20 protein-coding genes are annotated in these 26154 nt (G+C 73.9%); 18 read left to right on the top strand and 2 right to left on the bottom strand.

The window, feature by feature from the left end; genetic code table 11:
• Positions 1–226 precede the first annotated feature (226 nt).
• The 3 genes from FZ103_RS06325 (at position 227) to FZ103_RS06315 (ending at position 5166) form a co-directional block, all read left to right on the top strand.
• Positions 227–826, top strand: coding sequence for a peptidoglycan-binding protein (locus tag FZ103_RS06325; protein ID WP_186355899.1), 600 nt, complete (start codon positions 227–229; stop codon positions 824–826).
• 442 nt (positions 827–1268) lie between these two features.
• A complete protein-coding gene (locus FZ103_RS06320; RefSeq protein WP_155999552.1) occupies positions 1269–3233 on the top strand; it encodes an ABC transporter ATP-binding protein in 1965 nt (654 codons plus the stop codon).
• 85 nt (positions 3234–3318) lie between these two features.
• Positions 3319–5166 (top strand): ABC transporter ATP-binding protein, encoded by a 1848-nt coding sequence (locus FZ103_RS06315; protein WP_155999550.1) that lies wholly within the window; start codon positions 3319–3321, stop codon positions 5164–5166.
• Positions 5167–5194: 28 nt separating this feature from the next.
• Here FZ103_RS06315 and FZ103_RS06310 read toward each other — a convergent pair whose 3' ends face one another.
• Positions 5195–6196: an SIS domain-containing protein gene (locus FZ103_RS06310; RefSeq protein ID WP_186355897.1), complete on the bottom strand. Its 1002-nt coding sequence runs from the start codon at positions 6194–6196 to the stop codon at positions 5195–5197.
• Between the two features lie 148 nt (positions 6197–6344).
• On the opposite strand from FZ103_RS06310, the gene hisI reads away from it, so the two are divergent.
• From hisI to FZ103_RS06245, 13 genes are all read left to right on the top strand, one after another.
• Entirely contained in the window at positions 6345–6758 is a 414-nt protein-coding gene (hisI, locus tag FZ103_RS06305) for a phosphoribosyl-AMP cyclohydrolase (protein WP_155999546.1), read from the top strand.
• Positions 6755–7432 (top strand): Trp biosynthesis-associated membrane protein, encoded by a 678-nt coding sequence (locus FZ103_RS06300; protein WP_186355896.1) that lies wholly within the window; start codon positions 6755–6757, stop codon positions 7430–7432. The genes hisI and FZ103_RS06300 overlap by 4 nt, the downstream gene beginning before the upstream one ends.
• Positions 7432–7776 (top strand): HGxxPAAW family protein, encoded by a 345-nt coding sequence (locus tag FZ103_RS06295; protein WP_155999544.1) that lies wholly within the window; start codon positions 7432–7434, stop codon positions 7774–7776. Before FZ103_RS06300 ends, FZ103_RS06295 begins: the two co-directional genes overlap by 1 nt.
• A gap of 297 nt (positions 7777–8073) precedes the next feature.
• Positions 8074–8454 carry a CD225/dispanin family protein gene (locus FZ103_RS06290; RefSeq protein ID WP_155999543.1) on the top strand — a complete coding sequence of 127 codons (381 nt, stop codon included), beginning with the start codon at positions 8074–8076 and terminating at the stop codon, positions 8452–8454.
• On the top strand, positions 8454–8894 hold the full coding sequence (locus FZ103_RS06285; RefSeq protein WP_155999541.1) for a DUF2752 domain-containing protein: 441 nt from the start codon (positions 8454–8456) through the stop codon (positions 8892–8894). The genes FZ103_RS06290 and FZ103_RS06285 overlap by 1 nt, the downstream gene beginning before the upstream one ends.
• 259 nt (positions 8895–9153) lie before the next feature.
• Positions 9154–9960 (top strand): indole-3-glycerol phosphate synthase TrpC, encoded by an 807-nt coding sequence (gene trpC / locus FZ103_RS06280; protein ID WP_186356004.1) that lies wholly within the window; start codon positions 9154–9156, stop codon positions 9958–9960.
• A gap of 201 nt (positions 9961–10161) precedes the next feature.
• Positions 10162–11403: a tryptophan synthase subunit beta gene (gene trpB / locus FZ103_RS06275; RefSeq protein WP_155999537.1), complete on the top strand. Its 1242-nt coding sequence runs from the start codon at positions 10162–10164 to the stop codon at positions 11401–11403.
• A 74-nt stretch (positions 11404–11477) separates the two neighbouring features.
• Positions 11478–12281, top strand: a complete 804-nt coding sequence (gene trpA, locus FZ103_RS06270) for a tryptophan synthase subunit alpha (protein ID WP_156000014.1) — start codon at positions 11478–11480, stop codon at positions 12279–12281.
• Between the two features lie 354 nt (positions 12282–12635).
• Positions 12636–13157, top strand: coding sequence for a MauE/DoxX family redox-associated membrane protein (locus FZ103_RS06265; RefSeq protein ID WP_155999535.1), 522 nt, complete (start codon positions 12636–12638; stop codon positions 13155–13157).
• Positions 13158–13269: 112 nt separating this feature from the next.
• Positions 13270–14286 carry a thioredoxin domain-containing protein gene (locus tag FZ103_RS06260; RefSeq protein WP_155999533.1) on the top strand — a complete coding sequence of 339 codons (1017 nt, stop codon included), beginning with the start codon at positions 13270–13272 and terminating at the stop codon, positions 14284–14286.
• Between the two features lie 21 nt (positions 14287–14307).
• A complete protein-coding gene (lgt, locus tag FZ103_RS06255) occupies positions 14308–15384 on the top strand; it encodes a prolipoprotein diacylglyceryl transferase (RefSeq protein ID WP_155999531.1) in 1077 nt (358 codons plus the stop codon).
• 7 nt (positions 15385–15391) lie between these two features.
• Complete coding sequence (locus FZ103_RS06250; protein ID WP_186355895.1) at positions 15392–16540, top strand: hypothetical protein; 1149 nt, start codon at positions 15392–15394, stop codon at positions 16538–16540.
• Between the two features lie 251 nt (positions 16541–16791).
• Positions 16792–17661 carry a hypothetical protein gene (locus FZ103_RS06245; RefSeq protein WP_155999529.1) on the top strand — a complete coding sequence of 290 codons (870 nt, stop codon included), beginning with the start codon at positions 16792–16794 and terminating at the stop codon, positions 17659–17661.
• A gap of 21 nt (positions 17662–17682) precedes the next feature.
• Here FZ103_RS06245 and FZ103_RS06240 read toward each other — a convergent pair whose 3' ends face one another.
• Positions 17683–19398 (bottom strand): bis-aminopropyl spermidine synthase family protein, encoded by a 1716-nt coding sequence (locus FZ103_RS06240; RefSeq protein ID WP_186355894.1) that lies wholly within the window; start codon positions 19396–19398, stop codon positions 17683–17685.
• Between the two features lie 611 nt (positions 19399–20009).
• Between FZ103_RS06240 and gltB the strand changes: the two genes are divergently transcribed.
• On the top strand, positions 20010–24575 hold the full coding sequence (gene gltB, locus FZ103_RS06235) for a glutamate synthase large subunit (protein WP_155999527.1): 4566 nt from the start codon (positions 20010–20012) through the stop codon (positions 24573–24575).
• Between the two features lie 36 nt (positions 24576–24611).
• Positions 24612–26075, top strand: coding sequence for a glutamate synthase subunit beta (locus FZ103_RS06230; RefSeq protein WP_155999525.1), 1464 nt, complete (start codon positions 24612–24614; stop codon positions 26073–26075).
• Positions 26076–26154 lie beyond the last annotated feature (79 nt).

Below are 26154 nucleotides of genomic sequence, written 5' to 3'. Positions count from 1 at the left end.
CCGGCCCCGCCTTTCGGGCCGCACCGGGCAGCACCGGGCAGCACCGGGCCGTGCGGTCCGAAAGGCGGGGCGTTGGGGCGGCATGACGCGATACCACGGTCACCGGTTGTCACCGAATCGTTTCGTGACCGACAGTGGCCGATCATGTCGTTTCTGGAAACACCGCAGCTCCCAGGGGCATCCTCCTGTGTGTACGCACCACACGAGACGAAGGAGGAGCGTGCTGATGGCACCCGCAACGGGGGCACGCAGAGTAGCGGCGGTCATCGCCTCGGCCGGGCTCGCACTGGCGGCGGGGTTCGGGGCCGCGCCGGCGGCGTCGGCCGACCGCCTGGGCGAGGACAACCCGCAACTGCAGGCCGAGATCAACGCCCTGCCCTGGCCCACCTACACCGAAGGCGACACCGGTTTCATCGTGCGCGGCATCCAGTACCTGATGACCGGCGCGAACAAGTACGACCCCGGCGGCAACGGCTACGACGGCGTCTACGACACCGGGCTCAGCAAGTCGGTGACGTCCTACCAGAAGAAGAACGACATCCCGCTCAGCGGCGACGTCGGGATCGAGACCTGGGCGCAGCTGCGCGACTGGTACGGCCAGACCCTGCAAGGCAGCAGGGGGCCCAAGGTCGCGGCGGTGCAGAGCATGCTCGTCGAGCGCGGCCACCTGAAGGAGTCGGGCATCGACGGCATCTTCGGGCCCGTCACCGAGCGGGCCGTCAAGCGGTTCCAGCGGGAGACCTGCAACGACCAGGGCGAGTGCCTCGACGACGACGGCATCGTCGGCCCGCTCACCTTCCGCGCCCTCGTGGCGGGCGGCATCTGACCGGCTCCCACCCGGCGTACCCCGAGGGGGCCGGACCGTGCGGGGGCGCGGTCCGGCCCGCGGCGCCCACCCGTCACCCGCCGCCCCGGAGAAGTACCGCACCTACAGCCGTTGAGGGGGTTGGCTGCGGCAATGGGCGCGGTCCGCGTAGCGCGGGGCGCTTCGCGCATCTCAGCCCCATTGCCGCACCCCCGGTGGTGGCCGGCTCCAGTCGGTTCCGGGGGCCGCGGCGCTTGCGGGGCGCTCGCCGCGCGTCCGCATGCGGACACGGGCCGCGCGGGAAACCGCCGCCACCGGGCGGAATAGTCCGTCCGCGCCGACCGCTGAACCTAATCGGCTACGGCCTGCCCGGTACGCCGGAGTAGGTTGTAGCGGCGGTGCCGTCCGGTCATGGGACGGCACACCAACCGCTGCGATTCCGGGCTTACGGGCAGGGGGACCTATGCCGCACGACAGCACGAGCAGCCGCAGACCGGGACAGGCGGTGTTCAGGCGCGGAATGTATGTGCTGTGGGTGGCCATCCGCACCGAACCCCTCGTCTTCCTCGTCGCGGTCGCCGGCGCCGGGCTGCACGCCGCCTTCAGCGTGGGCTCCGCATCGGTGATGGGCGGCATCACCGACCGCGTCGTGCTGCCCGCCTTCGAACACGGCTCCACCACCGCCGCAGCCCTGCTCGCGGCCGGCGGCCTGCTGCTGGGCGTGGGGCTGGCCAAGGCCGTCGGGCTGGCCTTCCGCCGGCTGTTCGCCGGGCTGATGCAGTTCCGCATGCAGGCGCGCTTCCGGCGCTCGGTCGCACGCACCTACCTGCGCCTCCCGCTGTCCTGGCATCACCGCCACGCCACCGGCCAGCTGCTGTCCAACGCCAACGCCGACGTCGAAGAGTCCTGGCGGCCCCTGGCCCCGCTGCCCATGGTGATCGGCAGCATCGCCATGCTCGCCATCGCCGCCGCCGCGATGGTGATCACCGACCCCGTCCTGGCGCTCATCGGGTTCGTGGTCTTCCCCGTCCTGGCCCTGGCCAACGTGGTCTTCCAGCGCCGCGTCTCACCCGTGGCCACCCGGGCGCAGGCGCTGCGCGCCCACGTCAGCGAGGTCGCCCACGAGTCCTTCGACGGCGCTCTGGTCGTCAAGAGCCTCGGCCGCGAGGACACCGAGACCGAGCGCTTCACCGAGGCCGCCCACCGGCTGCGCGACGCCCAGATCCACGTCGGCCGGATGCGCGCCGTCTTCGACCCGGTGATGGAGAACCTGCCCAACTTCGGCATCCTGGCCGTGCTGCTGGTGGGCATGTGGCGGCTGTCCACCGGAGCCATCACCCCCGGCGACCTGGTGCAGGTCGCCTACCTGTTCACGCTGCTCACCCTGCCCATCCGCTCCTTCGGCTGGATCCTGGGCGACCTGCCCCGCACCGTCGTGGCCTGGAACCGCGTCCAGGCCGTCCTCACCGCCCAGGGCACCATGCCCTACGGCGACCGCCGCGTCCCCGAGGGCCGAGGCGGCCTCCGCCTCACCGCCGAAGGCATCGGCTTCTCCTACGAGGACGGCTACACCGGCGGAGGGCGCGACCTGTCCGACACCGAGCACACCGCCGCCGGCCACAGCACCGTGCTGCACGACGTCGGCCTCGACATCGCCCCCGGCCGCACCGTCGCGCTCGTCGGCCCCACCGGCGCGGGCAAATCGACGCTCACCACCGTGCTGATGCGCCTGGTCGACCCCGACACCGGCACCGTCCGCCTCGACGGCGTCGACGTGCGCGAGTTGGCCAAGGGCGAGATCGCCCGCGCCGCCGCCCTGGTGCCGCAGTCGGCGTTCGTCTTCGAGGACACCGTGCGCGGCAACATCACCCTGGGCGCCGGCATCGACGACGCCGAGGTCTGGGCCGCCCTGCGGCTGGCCTGCGCCGACTCCTTCGTCGCCGCCCTGCCCGAGGGCCTCGACACTCCCCTGGGCGAGCGCGGCACCAGCCTTTCCGGCGGCCAGCGCCAGCGGCTGGCCCTGGCCCGCGCCGTGGTCCGCAAGCCGCGCCTGCTCATCCTGGACGACGCCACCTCGGCGGTCGACCCCCAGGTCGAGGCGCAGATCCTCGCCGGCCTGCGCGAGACCGACCTCGCCGCCACCGTGATCGTGGTCGCCTACCGCCGCGCCACCATCGAACTCGCCGACGAGGTCGTCTACCTGGAACGGGGCACGGTCTCCGACCGCGGCACCCACGCCGAGCTGCTGGAGCGCTCCCCGGGCTACCAGCGCCTGGTCACCGCCTACGAGCGCGCCGCCGCCGAGCGGGCCGCCCGGCTCGAACCCGGCGAGGGCGGACCCGAGCCGCACGGCCTGCGCCCCTCCCGCCCCGCCGCGGCCGGCGGCGCGGCCCAGGACACCGACCAGACCCGGGAGACCGTGCGTTGAGCCCGCCGCCGGACGACACCCCGAGGGCCGCCTCGCCGACCGCCCCGCAGCCGCGCCGCGACCAGACCCGCTTTGGAGGCATGCGATGACCGCCCCCGCCGCCCGACCGGAGCACCGCGCATCCGGTGCCGCCCCGCAGGAGGGCTCCGACGCGGGCGGGGCAGGGCTGCAGCGCAGCGAGGACGGCGCCATCGCCACCATCCGGCGCGGCCTGCGGCTGTCCCCGGAGTTCGCCCGCGGGTTGTGGCTGACCCTGCTGCTGGCCGTCGTCGCCACGGCGGGCAAGGTCATCGTGCCCATCGCCATCCAGCAGATCATCGACCGCGGGCTGACCACCGCCGGCGGGCGCCCCGACATCGACTTCGCGGCCGCGGTCGTCGCGGTGTGCGCCGGCACGCTCGCCGTCACCATGGTCTGCGCCTACCTGATGAACGTGCGGCTCTACCGCGCCACCGAGTCCGCGCTGGCCACCCTGCGCCGCAAGGCGTTCCGCCACGTCCACGACCTGTCGGTGCTGACCCAGAACAGCGAGCGCAAGGGAGCCCTGGTCGCCCGCGTCACCGCCGACGTCGACCAGATCAGCACCTTCATGCAGTGGGGCGGCCTCCAGCTGATCGTCAGCGTGGGGCAGCTGCTCGTGGCGACCGTGCTCATGGCCGTCTACTCCTGGGAGCTGACCCTGCTGGTGTGGGTGTGCTTCCTACCGCTGCTGATCGGCGCGCGCTGGCTGCAGAAGCGGCTCTCGCGCGCCTACCTCGCCGTCCGCGAGCGCACCGGCGACATGCTCGGCGCCATCGGGGAGACGGTGATGGGCGCCTCGGTCATCCGCGCGCACTCCACCGAGGAGCGCACCGCCCAACGCGTCGACACCACGGTGCTGGCCACCCGCACCGCCCAGGTCAAGGCGCAGCGGCTGTCCATGGCCGTCTCGCCGTTCGCCGAGATGATCGCGGCGGTGGGCAACGCGGCCGTGGTGATCGCCGGAGTGCTGCTGGGCATCGGCGGCGGCATCACCGCGGGCGAGCTGGTGGCGTTCCTGTTCCTGATGACGCTGTTCGTCGCGCCGATGATGATGGCCACCGAGATCTTCAACGAGGCGCAGAACGCCATCGCGGGGTGGCGCCGCGTGCTGGGCATCCTCGACACCGTTCCCGACATCGCCGACCCCGGCGAGGCGGGCGTCGAACTGCCTCGCGGCGCCGTCCGGGTCCGCTTCGAGGACGTCTCCTACGCCTACCCCGGCGGCCCCACGGTGCTCGACGCCGTCGACGAGGAGATCGCCCCCGGCACCCGGGTGGCCGTGGTCGGCGAGACCGGGTCGGGCAAGACCACCTTCGTCAAACTGCTCACCCGGCTGATGGACCCCGTCGAGGGCCGCGTGCTCATCGACGGCACCGACCTGCGCGACGTGGCCTTCTCCTCCCTGCGCGCCCGGATGGTGATGGTGCCCCAGGAGGGGTTCCTCTTCGACAGCTCGCTGGCGGCCAACATCCGCTTCGCCCGGCCCGAGGCCACCGACGCCGAACTGGAGGCCGCCATCGAGGAACTGGGCCTGGCCGACTGGCTCGGCGGCCTCGCCCACGGCCTGGACACCCCGGTGGGCCAGCGCGGCGAGTCGCTGTCGGCCGGCGAGCGCCAACTGGTGGCCCTGGTGCGCGCCTACGTCGCCGACCCCGACCTGCTCGTGCTGGACGAGGCCACCTCGGCAGTCGACCCCCACACCGAGGTGCGCATCCAGCGCGCCCTGGACCGGCTGACCCACGGACGCACCTCCGTGGCCATCGCGCACCGGCTGTCCACGGCCGAGGCCGCCGACGAGGTGCTCGTCTTCGACGGCGGCCGCATCGTCCAGCGCGGCACCCACGGGGAACTGGCCTCCCGGCCGGGCGTCTACGCCGACCTGTACGCCTCCTGGGTGCGCAGCTCCGCCTGACAGCGGGCCGCCCGGCGCCGGCCGCCCCTCAGCGCGCGGCCGGGCGCCGCCCCCGCTCCCGCTCGGCCCACCAGTGGGCGGCCAGCAGCTCGGCCACGACCGGCTCGGTGAGCAGGCTGACGTCGGGATCGGTGTCGCCGGGGTAGCGCACGCACAGCTGCGCGCCCTTGAGATCGCCGCCCACGGCCACCGCCGCGCCCCGCAGCTCCAGCAGGTGGTCCAGGGTGCGTTCGTCGTAGTGGGAGCCGGCGAACACCAGTGCCCGGTAGTCGCAGACCGCCGCCAGATAGCGGTCGGTGTGCGACCACTCGCCCGACTCCACCGCGTGCGCCGCCACGACCGGGCCCTGCCGCAGCGCCATCGCCCCCTGGTGCGCCGAGCAGAGCCGCTCGGCCGGGGCCACCAGGTGCAGCCCGTGCGTGGAGCCGAGCGCGGCGGCGGCCCCGGGAACCCACTGCGGCGCCTGCTCCAGCAGCCCCGCTGTGGCGTTGGCGCAGCGCCGCAGGCTCAGCGCCACGTCGCCGCCCAGGGGAGGCGCGCCCAGCCGGTAGCCCAGCAGCAGCAACAGCGCCAGCGCGTGCTGGAAGGCGCGGCAGGACAGCCCGCTGCGCTCCTCGCCCGCCAGCAGCGGCACCAGGATGTCGGCGTAGCGCGCCACCGGCCCGTCCAGGGCGTCGGTCAGCACGATGATCGCCGAACGCTCGACGTAGGCGTCCAGCATCGTGCACAGTTCGCGGTTGCCGCCGCCCGCGGCCACCGCCACCACCAGCGTGTCCGGGCCCGGCGGCAGCGACCGCTGCGCCGAGGGGTACTCGGCGACCGCGCCCAGGCCGGCCGTCCGCATCCGCGCGGCCGCCGCGGCGCACGCGTGGCGGGCGGCGCCCACCCCCAGCAGCAGGATCCCCGCCGGCTCGTCGTCCAGCAGCACCGGCAGCGCCCGGTAGGGGTCGCGGCGGGAGAGGCGGTCGGCGAGCGCGGAGAGCGCGTCGGGTTTGCCGGCCAGGTCGGCGGCGAGCAGCTCGGCGGTCACGGCACTCCTGACAACGGGTCCAGCGGGGGTTCTGCGGCGCAAGAAACCTTACGGCCCAGCGAAGGCAGGATGGCAGGCGGCGGAGCCGGCGCGGGCGCGCGGGCCGACCCCGCCGCGGCCGGTGCCGGCGGGCTCATAGGCTGGAACCATGAGCACCAGCCCGCACGCAGGCGCCTCCCACTCCCGGCTGGCACCGGAGATCGCCGCCCGGCTCACCCGCAACGCCGACGGCCTGCTGCCCGCCGTCGTCCAGCAGTACGACACCGGCGAGGTGCTCATGCTCGCCTGGATGGACGACGAGGCGCTGCGCCGCACCCTCGACACCGGCAGCGCCACCTACTGGTCGCGCAGCCGCGGCGAGTACTGGGTCAAGGGCGCCACGTCCGGCAACGTGCAGCGGGTCGTCAGCGCCGCGCTCGACTGCGACGGCGACACCCTGCTGATCCGCGTCGACCAGACGGGACCCGCCTGCCACACCGGGACCCGCACCTGTTTCGACGCAGGCGGTGCGCTGCCCCTGGGCGCCCCGAGCGCGGACGGCGCCGACCGGGAGGCGCGGTGAGTGCCGGGCGGTACCGCGCCGAGTACGCCGCCGTGCTGGCAGCCGTGGCCGCGGGCGCGGGCGCGCTCGCCGGGGCCTCCGGGCGCACCTGGGCGCGCGCCGAGGTCGCGCTGAGCGGCCCGGTGGCGGCCGCACCCGTCGATGTGACCGGCGACGACGTCGCGCCCACCGCCTTCGCCGTGGGGCTGGCCGCCCTCGCGGCGCTGGCCGCGCTGCTGGCCACCCGCGGACTCGCGCGCCGCGTCCTGGGCGCGATCATCGCCCTGTTCGGCACCGCCGGGCTGGCGGCGGTGTGGCGCGGCACCCGCCCCGCCGCGCTGGAGCAGGCGGCCGCCGACCGCGCCACCGCCCACGGCGCCGTCGAGGGGCTGCACCTGGTGGCGCTGTGGCCCGGCATCGCCGCCGCGGGCGCCGCCCTGCTGATCGCCGCCGGCGCCTACACGCTGGTCCGGGGTGCTGCCTGGCCCGCCATGGGCGGCAGGTACGATCGCCACAGCGCGCCGAGCGCCGCCCTCTCCAGCGATCCCGCCGAGCTGTGGAAGTCGCTCGACGGCGGCGCCGACCCCACCCTGGACCCCGGACCCGACACCGACCCCGGTGCCGCGGCACGATCCGGCCGCGCCGCCGGGCGGTCCGCCACCCGCACCGATCACGAGAACCAGAAGGAGCCTTGATGGCCGACGAACACCACGAGGACCACGGCAACACCGTCGCGGGGTGGTTCCTCACCCTGTCCTGGATCGTCGTGTGGACCGCGGCCGGCGTGGCGATCATGTTCGACGAGAACGTGGTCATGTGGTCCGCCGTCGCCCTGGGCGCGAGCGTGGTCTGCGCCGCCGTCGCCGGGATCATGAAGAAGGCCGGGCTCGGCCGCAAGCACCCGCGCACCGCCCCGCCCACCCGCGAGGAGTGGGAGGCCCTCCAGGCCGGCCGCCACAAGCCCGAGCCCGAGCAGGCCGAGGCCGCACAGCCCTCCGGCGGCGACGAGCACGCCGACGAGACCGCTGCGGCGCACTAGGAGCCCCACCGGTCCCACCGGGCCCTTGCGCAGCGGACGGGCCCGGTGCACGCGCTCCGAGCGAGCCTCCCCTGCGGACGTGGACGCTCCCACCCGCGGGGGAGTAGATTACCGGCACACCGCCGCTCGCCCTCGGCCCCGGTGTCGGCGCCGAAGGCACTCATCTGGCATGATGCGACTCTGCCGTGCGCAGCGGCGGTCGGCGCCGGCTGCGGGTTCCTCCGCCCGCCGGCACGCACCCGCACGCCGCACCGCACATCCCGTCCCTGATATTCCAACCCAGGAAGCCGCATCCACATGAGCTACGGTCCTCCACCCGGTCAGCAGCCCCCCAACCAGCCTCCGCCCGGCGGCTACGGCCCGCCTCCCGGAGGCTCGGGGGGATACCCCAGCCAGGCCGGGGCCACCGAACCCCCCAACGACTTCCTGGTCCCCGCGATCCTGTCGATGTTCTGCTGCTGGCCCTTCGCCATCCCCGCCATCCTCTCGGCGGCCAAGGTCAACGCCGAGTGGAACCGCGGCGACTTCGCCTCCGCCCAGGAGCGGGCCGGCAAGGCGAAGCGGTTCACGATCATCGCCCTCATCGTCGGCATCCTCTGCTACGTGATCGGCGGGATCATCTACGGCGTCTCCATCGCGTCGCTGCTGGCGTCGACGCCCACCACCACGACCTACTGATGGCCCCTCAGCAGTCCGCGGGCACGCGGCGCCGCCTCCATCCGGGGGCGGCGCCGCTGCTGCTGGGCGCGGCGGGCATCGCCGGCGCCACCCTCCTGCACTTCGTCGACCCCAACGAACCCGGGCACTACCCCACCTGCCCCTGGCTGCTGGTCACCGGCACCTGGTGCCCCGGCTGCGGCACCATGCGGGCGATCCACGCGCTGACCAACCTGGACGTGGTGGGCGCGGTGCAGATGAACGCCCTGATGACGGCGATCGCGCCGCTCGTCGCCTACAGCTACTTCCGCTGGCTGTACCGGTCCTTCCGCCCGGCTCCGCCGGGCACCGCGCCCAAGCGGGCCGTGCACCCGGCGTGGCTGTATCTGTTCCTCGCCGTCCTGCTGGCCTTCTGGCTGGTCCGCAATCTTCCCTTCGGCGCGTTCCTGGCTCCGGGATAGCGGCCCGCCCCGCCCGGGGCCGGCAATCCGGGGGACGTGGCAACACCCGCGCCCGGACTCGATACGATCGGTAGTACCCGAACGCGGGGACAGGCCCCGCGGTCCGGTGCCCGGCCCCGGCGCGCGACCGCGGCGGGTGCGCCCCGCCCGAGCACGCCGCGACCGCCTCGGCCGCGGGCACCCGGCGACCCCGAGCGCCACCCGCACGCGCGGGGACGGTTCAGGTCCACACACCGGCGACATGAGGGGGCAGTCCCACGTGAGCGTGCTCGACGAGATTGTCGAGGGAGTGCGCGCCGATCTCGCCGATCGGCAGGCGGCCACACCCCTGGAGCGGCTCAAGGAGGCGGCCGAGTCCGTGCCGCGGCCCCAGGACGTGGCCGCGGCGCTGCGCAGCCCCGGTGTCCAGGTCATCGCCGAGGTCAAGCGCTCCAGCCCGTCCAAGGGCGCCCTCGCCACCATCACCGACCCCGCGGCCCTCGCCCGCGACTACGCCGCCGGCGGCGCCGCGCTGATCAGCGTCCTCACCGAGCGCAGGCGCTTCGACGGCAGCCTGGAGGACCTCGACGCGGTCCGCGCGGCCGTGCCCACCCCGCTGCTGCGCAAGGACTTCATCATCAGCTCCTACCAGCTGTGGGAGGCGCGCGTGCACGGCGCCGACGCCGTGCTGCTGATCGTCGCCGCCCTGGACCAGGAGGCCCTGGTCTCCCTGGTCGAGCGGGCGCGCTCGCTCGGCCTGACCCCGCTGGTCGAGGTGCATACCGAAGAGGAGGTCGGCCGCGCGCTGGAGGCCGGGGCCACCGTCATCGGCGTCAACGCCCGCGACCTGAAGAGCCTCCAGGTCGACCGCGACACCTTCTCCCGGCTGGCGCCGCTGATCCCCGCCGACCGGGTGCGCATCGCCGAGTCCGGGGTCCGCGGCCCCCACGACCTGCTCGCCTACGCGGGCCACGGCGCCGACGCGGTGCTGGTCGGCGAGAGCCTGGTCCGCGGCCGCCACCCGCGCGACGCGGTCGCCGACCTGGTCACGGCCGGCGCGCACCCCGCCCTGCGGGACCGGAGCTGACCGTGGAGGCGGCGCGCACCCCCGCCCACCGGAGCGGCCTGCCCGGCCGCGCCGGCGGGCGATGGCCCTAGGGGGCCCTCGCGCATCGGCGCAGCGGCCCCCGCAGTCGTGCCGACCCCCCGGCCGGCGGCCCGGGCGCGCTCGCCCGGCGCCGGCCCCGACCGCAAAGGGCGCGCGCCGCGCGCCGACATGGAGAAGCAGATGCCATCCGCGACACCGGACTCCGTCCGATCCGACCTGCCCGACGCACGCGGGCACTACGGCCGCTTCGGCGGCCGCTTCAGCCCTGAGGCGCTGATCGCGGCCCTGGACCAGGTCGCCCAGGAGTGGGACAAGGCCAAGGCCGACCCCGCCTTCCGCGCCGAGCTCGACGCCCTGCTGCGCGACTACACCGGCAGGCCCAGCCTGCTGACCGAGGCCGCGCGCTTCGCCGAGCACTGCGGCGGCGCCCGCGTCCTGCTCAAGCGCGAGGACCTCAACCACACCGGCTCCCACAAGATCAACAACGTGCTCGGCCAGGCGCTGCTGACCAAGCGCATGGGCAAGACCCGGGTCATCGCCGAGACCGGCGCGGGCCAGCACGGCGTGGCCACCGCCACCGCCTGCGCGCTGATGGGCCTGGACTGCGTCATCTACATGGGCGAGGAGGACACCCGCCGCCAGGCGCTCAACGTCGCGCGGATGCGGCTGCTGGGCGCCGAGGTCGTTCCCGTCTCCGTCGGCAGCCGCACCCTCAAGGACGCCATCAACGAGGCGTTCCGCGACTGGGTGGCCAACGTCGAGACGACCCACTACCTCTTCGGCACCGTGGCCGGTCCCCACCCCTTCCCGGCCCTGGTGCGCGACCTGCACTACGTCATCGGCGAGGAGGCCCGCGCCCAGGTGCTCGACCTGACCGGGCGGCTGCCCGACGCGGTGGCGGCCTGCGTCGGCGGCGGCTCCAACGCGATGGGGATCTTCGCCGCCTTCGTCGGCGACCCCGGCGTCGCCCTCTACGGTTTCGAGGCCGGGGGAGAGGGCGTGCAGACCGCCCGTCACGCGGCCGCCATCACCGGCGGCGCCCCGGGGGTCTTCCACGGAGCGCGCACCTACGTGCTGCAGGACGAGCACGGCCAGACGCTGCCCAGCCACTCGATCTCGGCGGGCCTGGACTACCCGGCGGTGGGGCCCGAGCACGCCTGGCTGGCCGACACCGGCCGGGTCTCCTACCGGGCCGTCACCGACGCCGAGGCCATGGAGGCCTTCCGGCTGCTGAGCCGCACCGAGGGCATCATCCCGGCGATCGAGAGCGCCCACGCGCTCGCCGGCGTGCGCCGCATCGGCGAGCAGCTCGGCCCCGACGGCGTCATCGTCGTCAACCTCTCCGGGCGCGGCGACAAGGACGTCGACACCGCCGCGACCTACTTCGGGCTCGTCGACGGCGAAGGCGAGGAGCAGGCGTGAACGAGCGGACGAACGGCGGCACGGGCGCAGCGCCCGGCGGGGCCGACGAGCAGGGCGCCACGAGCCGGACCGCGCTGCAGGCCGCCCTGGCCCGCGCCGAGGCGGACGGGCGGGCCGCCCTCATCGGCTACCTGCCCGCGGGCTTCCCCGACCCCGAATCCTCCATCAAGGTCATCGAGGCCATGGTCGAAGGCGGCTGCGACGTCATCGAGGTCGGCCTGCCCTACTCCGACCCGACCATGGACGGGCCCACCATCCAGCGGGCCGCCGACACCGCCCTGTCGGCCGGGACCACCCCCGCCGACGTGCTGCGGGTGGTGCAGGCCACCGCCGCCACCGGCGCCGCGGCCCTGGTCATGACCTACTGGAACCCCGTCGAGCGCTACGGTCCGGCGCGCTTCTGCGCCGACCTGGCCGCCGCGGGCGGATCCGGGGTGATCACCCCCGACCTCATCCCGGAGGAGGCCGAGGAGTGGTTCGCCGCCACCGACGCCGCCGGGCTCGACCGGATCTTCCTGGTCGCGCCCTCCTCCAGCGACGAGCGGCTGCGCCTGACCGCGCGCGCCTCGCGCGGCTTCGTCTACGCCGCCTCGCTGATGGGGGTGACCGGCACCCGCGCGCAGGTCGCCGGCACTGCCGAGAAGCTGGTCGCGCGCACCAGGAGCGCCATCCCCGGCGGCGGTCCGGCGGTGTGCGTGGGCCTGGGCATCTCCAACCGGTCCCAGGCCGCCGAGGTGGCCGCCTACGCCGACGGGGTCATCGCCGGAGCCGGGTTCTGCCAGCGCGTGCTGGACGCCCCCGACCTGGAGACCGGCATCAGCGCCGTGCGCTCCTTCGCCGAGGAGCTGGCCCTGGGCGTGCGCGACGGGCGCTCCTAGTACCTGACCTCACTCACTCTCCGCCGCCGATCTTGTACCTGTGGTCATTGTGAGCGATCACAAGGGACCGCAGGTACAAGATCACCGCCGCGGGGGTGCCACCGGCGCCCACCCGCGCGCGAGGCGGCGCCGCGGGTAAAAGTTCGGTGAGAGTGTGCCCCCGGAAGGCGGCCGGGGGCATTAACCCGGTGGTCCGCTCGTTACTGTTCGGCGAGGACGCCGGGCAGTCGCGCACCGTTGCGAAGATGCTCCGACTCAGCGTGTCTCCGTGCTGACGTAGAGTAGTATCCGCACGGCGGGCACCGACCCGGTGCCCGTCCGCAGTGACCGCCACGCCCCCCGGGACACCCTTCAATGGACACCACACACCAGTCGGCCCCCGACGCCGCCGAGCCGGCCGCGGCATCGCGCCGGTGGGCGGCGATCCAGCCGTGGATCACCCTGCTCGCGCGCCTGGGCCTGGCCGCCGTGCTGGCGTATGCGGCAGTGAGCAAGCTGCCGCCGGCCCTGTCGGTGCAGTCCGTCGAGGCTTACCAGCTCTTCTCGCCCGAACTCAGCCGCTTGATCGGTTTCACGCTGCCGCTGCTGGAATTCGCGCTCGCGCTGCTGCTGTTCATGGGGTTGGCCACGCGCTACGTCGGCGCCGCCTCGGGCCTGCTGATGGTGGTGTTCATCGCGGGCATCGTCTCGGCGTGGGCGCGGGGGCTGAACATCGACTGCGGATGCTTCGGCACCGGAGGGCCGGTCGCCGAGGGCGAGACCCGATACGGACTCGACATCGCCCGCGACCTCGGCTTCCTCGCGCTGGCCGCGATCGTCACGATCTGGCCGCGCTCGCCGCTCGCGCTGGACAGGCTGTTCGGCCTCTACCGCTGAGCGGCGCGCCGCGAGCACGCCGGGCGCCGGCGCCTCCCGGGGCGGTGCACACGGGCCGCTCCGCGGCCGCGGCCAGACCAATGAACACACAACGGATCACGGTGATCGGCTGATGGGCAAGGCTGCGCGGGAAGCGTCCCGCGAACGACTCAGGCAGGAACGGGAGCAGGCCAAGAAGAGGGCCGCACGCAACAGGGTGCTGGGCGTCGTCGGCGCCGCGCTGGCCGTGGTGCTCGTCGTGGTGGGCGGCGGCTACCTCTTCTTCGCCCAGCAGAGCGCGCAGGAGCAGGCGTTCGCCGACCGCTACGAGCAGCTGCCCGCGCAGACGCTGCAGGAGGACGGCAGCGTCGTACTGGCGAAGGAGGGCGTCAAGGCGCCCGTGGTCGAGGTCTACGCCGACTTCCAGTGCCCGGCCTGCAAGCAGTTCGAGACCGCCAGCGGCCCCACGCTGCAGCAGCTCGCCAGCGAGGGCAAGGCGATCGTGCACTACCGGCCGGTCAGCATCTTCGCCCAGGCGCAGGAGCCGCTGAGCGCCAACTCGCTGCGCGCCGCGGCCGCCGCCCGCGCGGCCGCCGACCACGGCAAGTTCGTGCAGTACAACGACCTGCTGTTCGAGAACCAGCCCCCCGAGGGCACGCAGGGCTTCGCGACCGGTGACCTCAAGGAGTGGGGCGGCGAGGTCGGTATCGACGACCCCGCGTTCGCCCAGCGGGTCGAGGCCGAGAGCAAGGTCGTCGACACCTTCACCGGCGAGTACCTGCCCCGGCTCACCTCCGCGGCGCAGCAGGAGCTCAGCGGCGCCGAGATCAAGGAGATGGGCCTGTCCGGGCTGATGGAGTGGGGCGACGACAACGGCGTGGACAGCTCGTTCCTCCAGGACACCTATGTCCAGGAGGTGATCGATGCCACGGGCGCGGTCAAGGACAGGTACTCTTCCGGAGCGAACGCGTTCAACGGAACCCCGTCGGTCTACGTCAACGGTGGCAAGATGGGCGACGCCGCCTTCTCCGGCGACGGCGTCCGCGACGCCGTCGAGCGGGCCGAGCCCGGAAAGGTGAGCACCGAACCGCTTGCCGCGGGCGCCGGCGCGACCGCCGACGCCTCGCCCGAGCCCGACGTCTCACCCTGACCCCAAGGACAGATCCGCGCGATGACCAATCCGCTCACCGCCCCCGAGGGCGCGGCCGAGACCGGCCGTGCCCTCGCGGCCTTTCCCAGCCCCGACGTGAGTTCGATCTCGCTCGGGCCCGTCACCATCCACTTCTATGCCCTGTGCATCCTCGCCGGAGTCGTCGCCGCCGTGTTCTGGAGCGAGCGCCGCTGGGCCGCGATGGGGGGCGAGAAGGGCACCATCATCGACCTCGCGGTGCCCGCGGTGCTGCTGGGGCTCGTCGGCGGGCGCCTCTACCACGTCATCAGCGACTACCAGCTCTACTTCGGCCCCGGCCGCAACCCCGTCGAGGCCCTCTACATCTGGAACGGCGGGCTGGGCATCTGGGGCGCCGTCCCGCTGGGCGCGGTGGGCGTGTGGTGGGTGGCCCGGCGCCGCGGCATCTCGCTGTCCAAGCTGTCCTTCGCCATCGCGCCCACCCTGCCGCTGGCCCAGGCCCTGGGCCGCTGGGGCAACTACTTCAACCAGGAGCTGTTCGGCAAGCCCACCGACCTGCCCTGGGCCGTGCACATCTCGCTGGACTACTCCCACAACGCCCAGGGCGTACCGCGTCCGGGCATGCAGCCCATACCCGGCAGCAGCACGGAGTACTACAGCACCTACCACCCCACCTTCCTCTACGAGTCACTGTGGTGCGTGGCACTCGCGGTGCTGCTCGCCTGGCTGGGCAGGCGATACGGCGACCGCCTCGACGGCGGACGGCTCTTCGCGCTCTATGTCATGGGCTACTGTGTGGGTCGGTTCTGGATCGAGTACCTGCGCGTCGACCCTGCGCACGAGATCCTCGGCCTGCGGCTGAACAACTGGACCTCGGTCGCGGTGTTCCTCGCCGCCCTGGCCTACTTCCTCTGGGCCGGGCGGCATCTGGACTCCTTCTCCAGCCGGGTGGTCCCCCCGGGCCACGACGCCGGCACCGAGGTCTTCGACACCGACCCTGCGACCTCTCAGGACAGCGGCGGGGACGGATCCGACGGCGGCGGCACCGGAACCTCCAAGCAGACACCCACAGCCGGACGGCCGGAGAGCAGGGGGACCGCGCCGTCCGAGGACGGATGAGTAGACCGTGACCACATCGGACTCCACCGGGCGCGCCGGCCGAAGGCGCTCGCGCCGGGGCGCGCCGGCCCGCGCGCTCCGGGAGCGCTACGCGGCCGACGACGTGCACACCCAACGCGGCGACGACGCGGGCGAAAGCGGCGGGCGCCGGGGCGACCGGGCCTCGGGGGGCCGCACGGCCACCGCGACCGCCAGGCGGGCCCCGGCCGAGCCGGCCGAGGACCGCGGCGACCGCTCCGACCGCGGACGGCGCGGCGGCGCTGGCCAGAACCGCACCCGCCGCTCCGCGCGCTCGGCGCCCGGCATCGACCCCGTGTCGAAGTTCTCCGCCTCGGCGCTGCGCCGGGTGACGGTCCTGGGCGACCGGTCCAGCCAGATCGTCTACACCCTCGCCGAGCAGAGCACGCGCAAGCGGGGCACCACGATCCTGGCCACCCTGCTGGTGCTGTGCGTCACCGCACTGGTGGCTCTGCTGGGCGTCCTCGCCTACCAGCTGGCGACGGCCTCGCCCGACTCCGCCGACAGCGGCGGCAGCAGCGCCGTGGTCGCCCCTCCCCAGGGGCACTCCACCCTCGTACCCAGGCTCTACCAGGCCCAGCCCCAGGACGACGCGTTCGCGCCCATCGCCGAGCGCGGCGACGGCGGCGGCGCGCTTCCCAAGGACGAGGTCTTCGGCTCCGAAACCGAGGAGCTCAAGCTGGACGGCCACACCCTCGTCCGCGAGCAGGCGGAGGTCACCGACACCTGCACGTCGCTGGTGTGGGGCGACGGGGTCGCCCGGGCGCTCGTCGACGGCGAGTGCACCTCGGCGGCCAGCGCCGTCTACATGGGCGAAGACGACGAGTACGTCGCACAGGTCGCCCTGTTCGACCTCGCCGACGTCGAGTCCTCCGAGGCCGTCGCCCGGTCGCTGGACCCCGGCGTCTCCGCCACCGCACCCGGGTTCCTGCTGCCGCAGAAGAGCGGCATCGAAGGGCTGCACAAGGGCTACAGCCAGGCCACCGCACAGGTCATGGGGCACTACCTCGCGGTGTACTGGGTGGCCCGCACCGACGGCGGCGAACCCAGTGACAGCGACACGCTCTCCACGCTGAACGTGGCGGCGATGAACGCCTCCACCTGGGTCTACCGGCAGGTCGGCGAAGCCGGTCAGTAGGCCGCATCCGGGCACCGCGGCGCACCGCCGCGGTGCCCGTCGCGTTCGGCGGCGACCGGCGCGGGACCCGGCAGCCACCCCGGAACCGGGCGGCGGCGGGAGGGAGGCGGGCACCAGGGACGCCGCGGGTCCGCCCGCAAGCTAGGATTTGCGAACCGGCGGCATGGTCACCCGCGGCTCAGCCGTCCCCCGCCACATGAGAACACAGCCCCGCGACCGTCCGAGAGGTTCTGGTGTCTTCTAAGTCGTCTGTGTCCGGTACCCCCGGCCGGCGGAGGAAGTTCGACGAAGCCGACTCCATCGAGGGTCTGGCCGCGCCTTCCCCCGCCCGCCGCAAGGGAGCCCGCCGCCGGCGCAGGGGCCCCTCCCGCGCGGGGTCGCGCGGCAGGCTGCTGCCGATCCTGCTCGGCGCCCTCGGCGTGGCGGTCGTCGCGCTGGTGGTCGTGCTCGTCGTGCAGTTCACCGCCGGCGGTGCCACCGCACCGGAGAACCCGGTCCCCACCGCCTACGAGGTCCACGACTCCGGCAACGAGGTGCTGGCCACCCGCGAGGCCGACTCCCGGCCGCTGAACAAGGGCGAGCTCTTCGGCGAGGACAGCAAGCGGATCGACAGCGAGAGCCAGGGCATCACCTTCGAGCTGCAGACCTCGTCGCTGACCGACGACTGCGCCTCGGCGGTTTGGGGCGAGCGCGTGAGCGCCGCGCTGGCCGACGCCGGATGCACCCAGGCGGCCCGGGCCGGCTACACCTCCGACGGCTACGTCGGCGCGGTGGCCATGTTCAACCTCCGCGACCAGAAGGCCGCCAACGCCGTGGCGACGGCCCTGCAGCCCCCCAAGGACGCCGCGGCCGAGCCGGCCGGCTTCATCGAGGTCCCCGCCGCCGAGGAGGACCCCTTCTCCAGCCTGGGCGCCGGCTTCAGCGCCGCCGAGGCCACCGTCAGCGGCCACTACCTCACGGTGGCCTGGGTGCAGTCCATCGAGTCCGACGACCCCGCCGAACGCGAGAGCCTCGTCTCCCCCCTGATCACGCTGAACAACTTCCGCGACCCCCTCTACCACCGCGTCGTGCAGCTGGAGAACCTCCAGGAGGCCCAGCAGGGCACCGTCCCGACGGCCTGAGTCCACCGGGGCCGCGGCGGCTCAGCCCCGTTCCGGGCCGCGCGGCGGCCCGGAACCGGCCGCACGAGCGACCAGGTCCGCGGCGACCGCGCGCAGCCGGGGCAGCCGGTGGGCCGGAAGGTCCAGCAGCGTGTGCCCGCTCAGCCACGGTGCGGCGGCGGCGACGGCCTGGCGGGCCGTGCGCTTGTTGACCGGGGTCCCGGCGGCCGCGGCCACCCGCACCAGCCCTTCCCGCAGCGTGGCGGCGAGCCTGCCGTGCGCGCGCCGCTGGCAGTGCAGGAGCAGGTCCTCGGGCGCTCCGCCGCCCGCCGGGCGCTCGGCGGCCCGCACCGTCGTCAGCCGCCGAGCCGGGGTCCCGCGCAGAAAGCGCACCTCGAAGCGCGGCGCCAGCAGGGCGGCCAGCTCGCGCTGGCCCGCCTGGTCGCGCACCTGCGGGTGAGCGGAGCCGACAACGGCGGCGGCCTCGGGGCCGGGTGCGGCCAGCAGGGCCCGCGCCAGCAGGTCGTCCCAGCCCCCGGTCAGGTTCACCGCCGCGGGCCCGGCCTCGGCGGGGCCCTCCAGCCACGTCGCCAGCCGCACGTGCCGGAGCGCGGCCTCCGCGCCCGCGGCGGCGCCCGGTGCCCGGTTGGGGTCCACAGCAGGGCCGGGCCACTCGCCGACAGCGGTCCGGGCCGCGGTCTGGTCCAGGACGGCGCGGGCCTCGGCCTCCTCCAGCGCCCCGGCGGCCTCGGCCGCGTTGGCGCCGCGGCTGTAGACGCGCGCCCGGGCCGCCGGGCCGCGGACGCTCTGCGGCGTGCGGCCGGTGGGCCGCAGCACGTACAGGTCGGCGGCCGCCCCGATCGCCTCGGCGCCCAGGTAGCGGTTGAACTCCGGCCACAGCGCCTCGGTGACCAGCCCCAGCGCGCTCAGCCGCGACTGGGTCTTGGCGGTCAGCGCCGGGGTGGTCTCGCTGGCGCCGTAGGCCAGCAGCACCCGCCCGCGCTGGGGCGCGGCCAGGCCCTCCACGCTGCGGCGCACGAACAGCTCGACGCCCTCGGGCGTGTAGGGCGGGTCGGTGAAGGCGAGGTCGCAGGAGCCGCGCACGGCCTCGGGCAGGCCCAGGCGGAGGTCGGCGAAGTGGCAGCGGACCGGAAGCCCCAGGCGTTCGGCGGCGGCGTCGATGTAGGCCAGCATCCGCTCGTCGATGTCGACCACGACGGCCTCCAGGCCGGGGCAGACCAGGGTGGCCGCCAGGGACGTGAGGTCGTGGTCGCCCGCGCACAGCAGCCGGGCGCCGTCGGTGGCGAAGCGCGACCGCAGCAGCAGGGCGCGGCGCAGCGCGGTGTCGGCGGTGGCGGCCACGTGGTCCAGGTCGGTGCGCGGCGCGGGCGCCTCGTCGATCAGGCGGCGCAGTTCGGCGGCGGCCTCGGGGTGGCCGGCCGCCAGGTGGGCGACCGGGTCGGCGGGTTCGGGGCGGTAGGTGCCGGCGTGGTCGCCCGGCCGCAGCAGGCGAATCCGGGTTCCGCCGGCGTTCCACTCGGTCTCGTCGGCCAGGGCGTCGAGGACCTCCTGGACGACGCGGTGGGCGACCGCGGTGGAGCGCACCAGCTCGCGGGGCGACCACCAGCCTCCCTCGGCCAGGGCCGCCAGGACCCGGTGGACGCGGGGCGCCGCTATCCCGTGTTCGTCCAGCACCGCCTGGAGGGCGGGCGGCGGTTTCGGCGGGACGGGGCGGTCGGAGCCGGGATGATCGTGCACCCCTCGATCATCGCGCACCCGCGGCCGTGCCGGTGCCCGCCCCCGCGGCCTTCCCGAGCCGGCCTCGGCGTCGCGCCGCCGCGGTGTGTGGCGTGGGTCGCAGCCGATTCTGACCGCGGTTTTATGCCGGATCTGCTGCCTGCGGGTACGCTGGGCGGAAACCGGACCCCACCCCCGGTGCGCACCGCCGCGCAGGGGAGGGGGTACTGTGCTTGCGTTCCGCTGCGCCGGTCTCCGCGGAGATCGGCGCAAAAGGGATGTTTGCGGGGTTCGCCGCCTGGAAAGATCACGGCTAGCCCCGAAGGGCGGGTCGATGCCGACCCTCCCTCGGCGGGCGGACTTCCGCACCTTGTGCCGCACTGCGGCGGTACACGGTCTAGACCTTTCGATTTCACGTCGGGGCTGGACCGCCGGTATAACTGACTATTCACGAGTGCGGCCACCGATCTGGTCCGACACCGGTGACCACGAGGACGTGGCCCGTCCCGGCGACCGCGCCGGGTGCGGGACCGGGTGCCGGTCGGGGCCGCCTCAGCGTGCGACGCAGCAGGGCCAATGTCGTCCCGGATGCGCTTTTCCCGAAGCCCAGACGTACGACGACAGGAGGGTAGATGCCTGCTGGCCACGTGCAGCGTTCGTCCGTCCGACCGAGCGCCGAGACCACCCACGAGGGCCTGTACGACAGCGCCTACGAGCACGATGCCTGCGGTGTCGGCTTCGTCGCCGACCTCTCCGGCCGTCGCGGCCACGAGATCGTCGAGAAGGCGCTGACGGTCCTGCGCAACCTCGACCACCGGGGCGCCGCGGGCGCCGACCCCGAGGACGGCGACGGCGCCGGGATCATCACCCAGGTCCCCGACGCCCTCTACCGCGAGGTCTGCGGCTTCGAGCTGCCCGATGCCGGCCGCTACGCCACCGGCATCGCCTTCCTGCCCGCCGAGGAGGCCGAGCGCTCCGCGGCCGTGGCCGCCATCGAGGCCGTGGCCGCCGAGGAGAGCCTGCACGTGCTGGGCTGGCGCGAGGTCCCGGTTGACCCGAACTTCTGCGGCCCGGCGGCCCGCGAGGCCATGCCGCACTTCGCGCAGCTGTTCGTGGCCGGCCGGCAGGGCACCGCGGCCGAGGGCCTCGGCGGCATCGACCTGGAGCGCTACGCCTACTGCCTGCGCAAGCGCGCCCAGCACGAGGCCGGCGTGTACTTCCCGAGCCTGTCCCCGCGCACCATCACCTACAAGGGCATGCTCACCACGCCGCAGCTGGAGCCCTTCTACCCCGACCTGTCCGACCGGCGCTTCGCCAGCGGGCTGGCCCTGGTGCACTCGCGGTTCTCCACCAACACGTTCCCGTCGTGGCCGCTGGCCCACCCGTTCCGCTACATCGCCCACAACGGCGAGATCAACACCGTCAAGGGCAACCGGAACATGATGCGGGCCCGCGAGGCCACGCTGGCCAGCGACCTGCTGCCCGGTGACATCTCCCGCGTGTTCCCCATCATCGACCCCGACGACTCCGACACCGCGTCCTTCGACGCCGCGCTGGAACTGCTCCACCTGGGCGGGCGCTCACTGCCGCACGCGGTCCTGATGATGATCCCCGAGCCCTGGGAGAACCACACCGAGATGGACCCGCAGGTGCGGGCCTTCTACGAGTTCCACTCCATGCTCATGGAGCCCTGGGACGGCCCCGCCTCGGTCTCCTTCACCGACGGCACGCTGGTCGGCGCCGTGCTGGACCGCAACGGCCTGCGCCCCGGCCGCTACTGGGTCACCGACGAAGGCATGGTCGTGCTGGCCAGCGAGGCCGGCGTGCTCGACGCCGACTCCTCGCGCATCGTCCGCAAGGGGCGGCTGCAGCCCGGCCGCATCTTCGTGGTGGACACCGAGCAGGGCCGCATCATCGAGGACGAGGAGATCAAGGCCGGGCTCGCCGCCGAGCACCCCTACGCCGAGTGGCTGGAGCGCGGTGTGGTCTCCCTGTCCGACCTGGAGCCGGGCAAGCCCTCCGGTGTCGAGGACCTGGTCCGCGAGCAGCAGGTCTTCGGCTACACCGAGGAGGAGCTGCGCATCATCCTCCAGCCGATGGCGCGCACCGGCGCCGAGCCGATCGGCTCCATGGGCACCGACACCCCGGTGGCGGCGCTCTCGGCCAAGTCCCGGCAGCTGTTCGACTACTTCTCCCAGGGCTTCGCGCAGGTGACCAACCCGCCGCTGGACGCCATCCGCGAGGAGCTGGTCACCAGCCTGCACACCGCTCTGGGCGCCGAGGAGAACGTGCTCTCGCCCGACCCGGAGGACTGCCGGCGCATCGTGCTGCCCACGCCCGTCCTCGACGAGGCCGGCCTGTCGGCGATCGTGCGCGCCGGGACGGCCGAGGACGGCGACCCCGCCTTCCGCACCTTCGTCGCCAACGGCACCTACGAGGTCGCCGGCGGCGGGGCCGCGCTGTCGGCGCGCCTGGACGAGATCTGCGCCGAGGTGTCGGCGGCCATCGCCGACGGCGCCCACATCGTCGTCCTCTCCGACCGCGGCAGCGGCCCCGACCGGGCGCCGATCCCCTCCCTGCTGCTCACCGGGGCCGTCCACCACCACCTGGTGCGCGAGAAGACCCGCACCGAGGTCGGCCTGGTGGTCGAGTCGGGCGACGCCCGCGAGTGCCACCACGTGGCGCTGCTGCTGGGCTACGGCGCCTCGGCGGTCACGCCCTACGTGACCCTGGCCACCGTGCGCGACATGGTCGAGCGCGGCGTCATCGGCGGCATCAGCGCCGACGACGCGGTGCGCAACACCGTCAAGGCCTTCGGCAAGGGCGTCCTGAAGATCATGTCCAAGATGGGCGTCTCCACGGTCAGCTCCTACACCGGCGCCCAGATCTTCGAGGCCCTGGGCCTGGGCCCCGAGGTCGTCGACCGGTGCTTCACCGGCACGCCCTCGCCGCTGGGCGGGGTCGGGTTCGACGTGCTGGCCGAGGAGGTCCGCATGCGCCACGCCACCGCGTATGCGGCCAACCCCGCCGACCACCGGCGGCTGGCCGTCGGCGGCGAGTACCAGTGGCGCCGCGAGGGCGAGCCGCACCTGTTCAGCCCCGAGACCGTCTTCAAGCTGCAGCACGCCGCGCGCACCCGGCGCTACGAGATCTTCAAGGAGTACACCTCCAAGATCGACGACCAGGCGAGCAGCCTGATGACGCTGCGCGGGCTGTTCCGCCTCAAGGAGGGCGTGCGCGAGCCGGTACCGATCGAGGAGGTCGAGCCGGTCTCCGAGATCGTCAAGCGCTTCTCCACCGGCGCGATGTCCTACGGCTCCATCTCGGCCGAGGCCCACGAGACCCTGGCCATCGCCATGAACCGGCTGGGCGGCAAGTCCAACACCGGCGAGGGCGGCGAGGACCCGGACCGGTTCACCCCCGACGACAACGGCGACCTGCGGCGCAGCGCCATCAAGCAGGTGGCGTCGGGCCGCTTCGGGGTGACCTCGCACTACCTCACCAACGCCGACGACATCCAGATCAAGATGGCCCAGGGCGCCAAGCCCGGCGAGGGCGGCCAGCTGCCCGGCCACAAGGTCTACCCGTGGATCGCCGACACCCGGCACTCCACGCCCGGCGTCGGGCTGATCTCGCCGCCGCCCCACCACGACATCTACTCCATCGAGGACCTCGCCCAGCTGATCCACGACCTGAAGAACGCCAACCCGCAGGCGCGGGTGCACGTCAAGCTTGTCTCCGAGGCCGGAGTGGGCACCGTGGCCGCCGGCGTGTCCAAGGCGCACGCCGACGTGGTGCTGATCTCCGGCCACGACGGCGGCACCGGCGCCTCGCCGCTGACCTCGCTCAAGCACGCGGGCACGCCCTGGGAGCTGGGACTGGCCGAGACCCAGCAGACCCTGCTGCGCAACGGGCTGCGCGACCGCATCGTCGTGCAGACCGACGGGCAGATGAAGACCGGGCGCGACGTTGTCGTGGCCGCGCTGCTGGGCGCCGAGGAATACGGGTTCGCAACGGCGCCGCTGGTGGTCTCGGGCTGCGTGATGATGCGCGTGTGCCACCTGGACACCTGCCCGGTGGGCGTGGCCACGCAGAACCCGGAGCTGCGCAAGCGCTACAACGGGCAGGCCGACTTCGTCGTGAACTTCTTCGAGTTCGTGGCCCAGGAGGTCCGCGAGTACCTGGCCGCCCTGGGCTTCCGCAGCATCGACGAGGCCGTCGGCGCCGTCGAGGTGCTCGACACGACCGAGGCGGTGGACCACTGGAAGGCCGGCGGGCTGGACCTGTCGCCGATCCTGCACGATGTCGAGCCCTGGGGCGGCGACCACCGCCACCGGGTGCGCGGCCAGGACCACGGGCTGGAGAAGGCGCTGGACAACACGCTGATCCAGCTGGCCGAAGGCGCCCTGGAGTTCGGCGAGCCGCTGCGGCTGGAGCTGCCGGTGCGCAACGTCAACCGCACGGTCGGCACCATGCTGGGCCACGAGGTCACCAAGCGCTACGGCGCCGACGGGCTGCCCGACGACACGATCGACGTCACCTTCACCGGGTCGGCCGGCCAGTCCTTCGGCGCGTTCGTGCCGCGGGGCGTCACCCTGCGGCTGATCGGCGACGCCAACGACTACGTCGGCAAGGGGCTCTCCGGCGGGCGCATCACCGTCCGCCCGCCCGAGGACGTGCCCTTCGCACCCGAGCGCCACATCATCGCCGGCAACGTCATCGCCTACGGAGCGACCTCCGGCGAGGTGTTCCTGCGCGGGGTCGTGGGCGAGCGGTTCTGCGTGCGCAACTCCGGCGTGCTGGCCGTCGCCGAGGGCGTGGGCGACCACGGGTGCGAGTACATGACCGGCGGGCGCGCCGTCGTCCTGGGCCCGATCGGGCGCAACTTCGCGGCGGGCATGTCCGGCGGCATCGCCTACGTGCTCGACCTCGACCCCGAGCGGGTCAACCGCGAGATGGTCGACCTCGACCCGCTCGACGACACCGACCGCGGGTTCCTGCGCGATGTGCTGGAGCGCCACCGCCAGGCCACCGGCTCCGGCGTCGCCGCCGAGCTGCTGGCCGACTTCGACACCGCCGTTGCGCGGTTCGGCAAGGTCATGCCGCGCGACTTCAAGCGGGTCCTGGCCGCCCGGGCCGAGGCCGAGCGCGCGGGCCGGGACGTCGGCGAGGCCATCATGGCCGCAGCGCAGTCCTGAGCCGTCGGCCGGATTCGAAAGGAGGGAGAACCGACAATGGCTGACCCGAAGGGGTTCCTCAAGATCACCGAGCGGGAGCTGCCCGCTCGCCGCCCGGTCGACGTGCGCATCCAGGACTGGCGGGAGGTCTACGAAGAGGCCGACCGCGGAACCGTCGTCAAGCAGGCGTCGCGCTGCATGGACTGCGGCATCCCGTTCTGCCACAACGGCTGCCCGCTGGGCAACCTCATCCCCGAGTGGAACGACCTGGTCTACCGCCACGACTGGGGCGAGGCGATCGAGCGGCTGCACGCCACCAACAACTTCCCGGAGTTCACCGGGCGGCTGTGCCCGGCTCCGTGCGAGTCGGCGTGCGTGCTGGGCATCAACCAGCCGGCCGTGACCATCAAGAACGTGGAGAACTCCATCATCGACCGGGCCTGGGAGGAGGGCTGGGTGCGCCCCCAGCCGCCCGAGGTCCGCACCGGCAAGAAGGTCGCCGTGGTGGGCTCGGGCCCGGCCGGGCTGGCCGCCGCCCAGCAGCTCACCCGGGCCGGCCACGAGGTCACCGTCTACGAGCGGGCCGACCGCATCGGGGGGCTGCTGCGCTACGGGATCCCCGAGTTCAAGATGGAGAAGCGCCACATCGACCGCCGGCTGGGCCAGATGCGCGCCGAGGGCACGGCCTTCCGCACCGGCGTGAACGTGGGCGTGGACATCACCGTCGAGGAGTTGCGGGCCGGGTATGACGCCGTGCTGCTGGCCGGCGGCGCCACCGCCTGGCGCGACCTGCCGGTGACCGGCCGCGAGCTGGACGGCGTCCACCAGGCCATGGAGTACCTGCCGCAGGCCAACCGGGTACAGGAGGGCGACTACGAGACGCCCGCCATCAACGCCGAGGGCAAGCACGTCATCGTCATCGGCGGTGGCGACACCGGGGCCGACTGCGTGGGCACCGCCCACCGCCAGGGCGCCCTGTCGGTGACCCAGCTGGAGATCATGCCCAAGCCGCCCCGCGAGCGGCCCGGAAACCAGCCCTGGCCGACCATGCCGATGGTCTACAAGGTCTCCACCGCCCACGAGGAGGGCGGCGAGCGGCTCTACTCGGTCAACACCGTGGAGTTCCTCGGCGACGACCAGGGCCGCGTGCGCGCGCTCAAGCTGGTCGACGTCGAGCGCACCGACTCCGGGTTCGAGCCGGTGCCCGGCTCCGAGCGCGAGATCCCGGCCGGACTGGTCACGCTGGCCATGGGCTTCGTGGGCCCGCAGAAGGCCGGCATGATCGAGGAGCTGGGCGTGGAGCTGGACGGGCGCGGCAACGTCGTGCGCGACGGCGACTACGCCACCACCGTCGAGGGCGTCTTCTGCGCCGGCGACATGGGCCGCGGCCAGTCGCTGATCGTGTGGGCGATCGCCGAGGGCCGCTCGGCGGCGGCGGGCGTGGACCGCTACCTCAGCGGGCAGGGCACGTCGCTGCCCACCTCCATCCCGCCCACGGAGCGCCCGCTGACCGCGAGCTGATACCCCGCGGGGCCGGGGCCCGGGCACCGCCCGCCCCGGCCCCGCGGCATCACCGCCCCGGTGCCGCCGACGCCGCCCC

This window comes from Streptomonospora sp. PA3 (assembly GCF_009728995.1).
Lineage (GTDB): Bacteria > Actinomycetota > Actinomycetes > Streptosporangiales > Streptosporangiaceae > Streptomonospora.
Note: the sequence above shows the minus strand (reverse complement) of the source record. Positions and strands in the feature narration are given on the sequence as shown.

Bases quoted from the DNA above. Each gene is read 5' to 3' on its own strand.
- FZ103_RS06295 (WP_155999544.1), top strand. From the start codon at position 7,432: ATGGCCGACGAACACCACGAGGACCACGGCAACACCGTCGCGGGGTGG.
- FZ103_RS06260 (WP_155999533.1), top strand. From the start codon at position 13,270: ATGGGCAAGGCTGCGCGGGAAGCGTCCCGCGAACGACTCAGGCAGGAA.
- trpB (WP_155999537.1), top strand. From the start codon at position 10,162: ATGCCATCCGCGACACCGGACTCCGTCCGATCCGACCTGCCCGACGCA.
- FZ103_RS06315 (WP_155999550.1), top strand. From the start codon at position 3,319: ATGACCGCCCCCGCCGCCCGACCGGAGCACCGCGCATCCGGTGCCGCC.
- FZ103_RS06290 (WP_155999543.1), top strand. From the start codon at position 8,074: ATGAGCTACGGTCCTCCACCCGGTCAGCAGCCCCCCAACCAGCCTCCG.
- FZ103_RS06230 (WP_155999525.1), top strand. From the start codon at position 24,612: ATGGCTGACCCGAAGGGGTTCCTCAAGATCACCGAGCGGGAGCTGCCC.
- lgt (WP_155999531.1), top strand. From the start codon at position 14,308: ATGACCAATCCGCTCACCGCCCCCGAGGGCGCGGCCGAGACCGGCCGT.
- FZ103_RS06320 (WP_155999552.1), top strand. From the start codon at position 1,269: ATGCCGCACGACAGCACGAGCAGCCGCAGACCGGGACAGGCGGTGTTC.
- FZ103_RS06285 (WP_155999541.1), top strand. From the start codon at position 8,454: ATGGCCCCTCAGCAGTCCGCGGGCACGCGGCGCCGCCTCCATCCGGGG.
- hisI (WP_155999546.1), top strand. From the start codon at position 6,345: ATGAGCACCAGCCCGCACGCAGGCGCCTCCCACTCCCGGCTGGCACCG.
- FZ103_RS06325 (WP_186355899.1), top strand. From the start codon at position 227: ATGGCACCCGCAACGGGGGCACGCAGAGTAGCGGCGGTCATCGCCTCG.
- gltB (WP_155999527.1), top strand. From the start codon at position 20,010: ATGCCTGCTGGCCACGTGCAGCGTTCGTCCGTCCGACCGAGCGCCGAG.
- FZ103_RS06265 (WP_155999535.1), top strand. From the start codon at position 12,636: ATGGACACCACACACCAGTCGGCCCCCGACGCCGCCGAGCCGGCCGCG.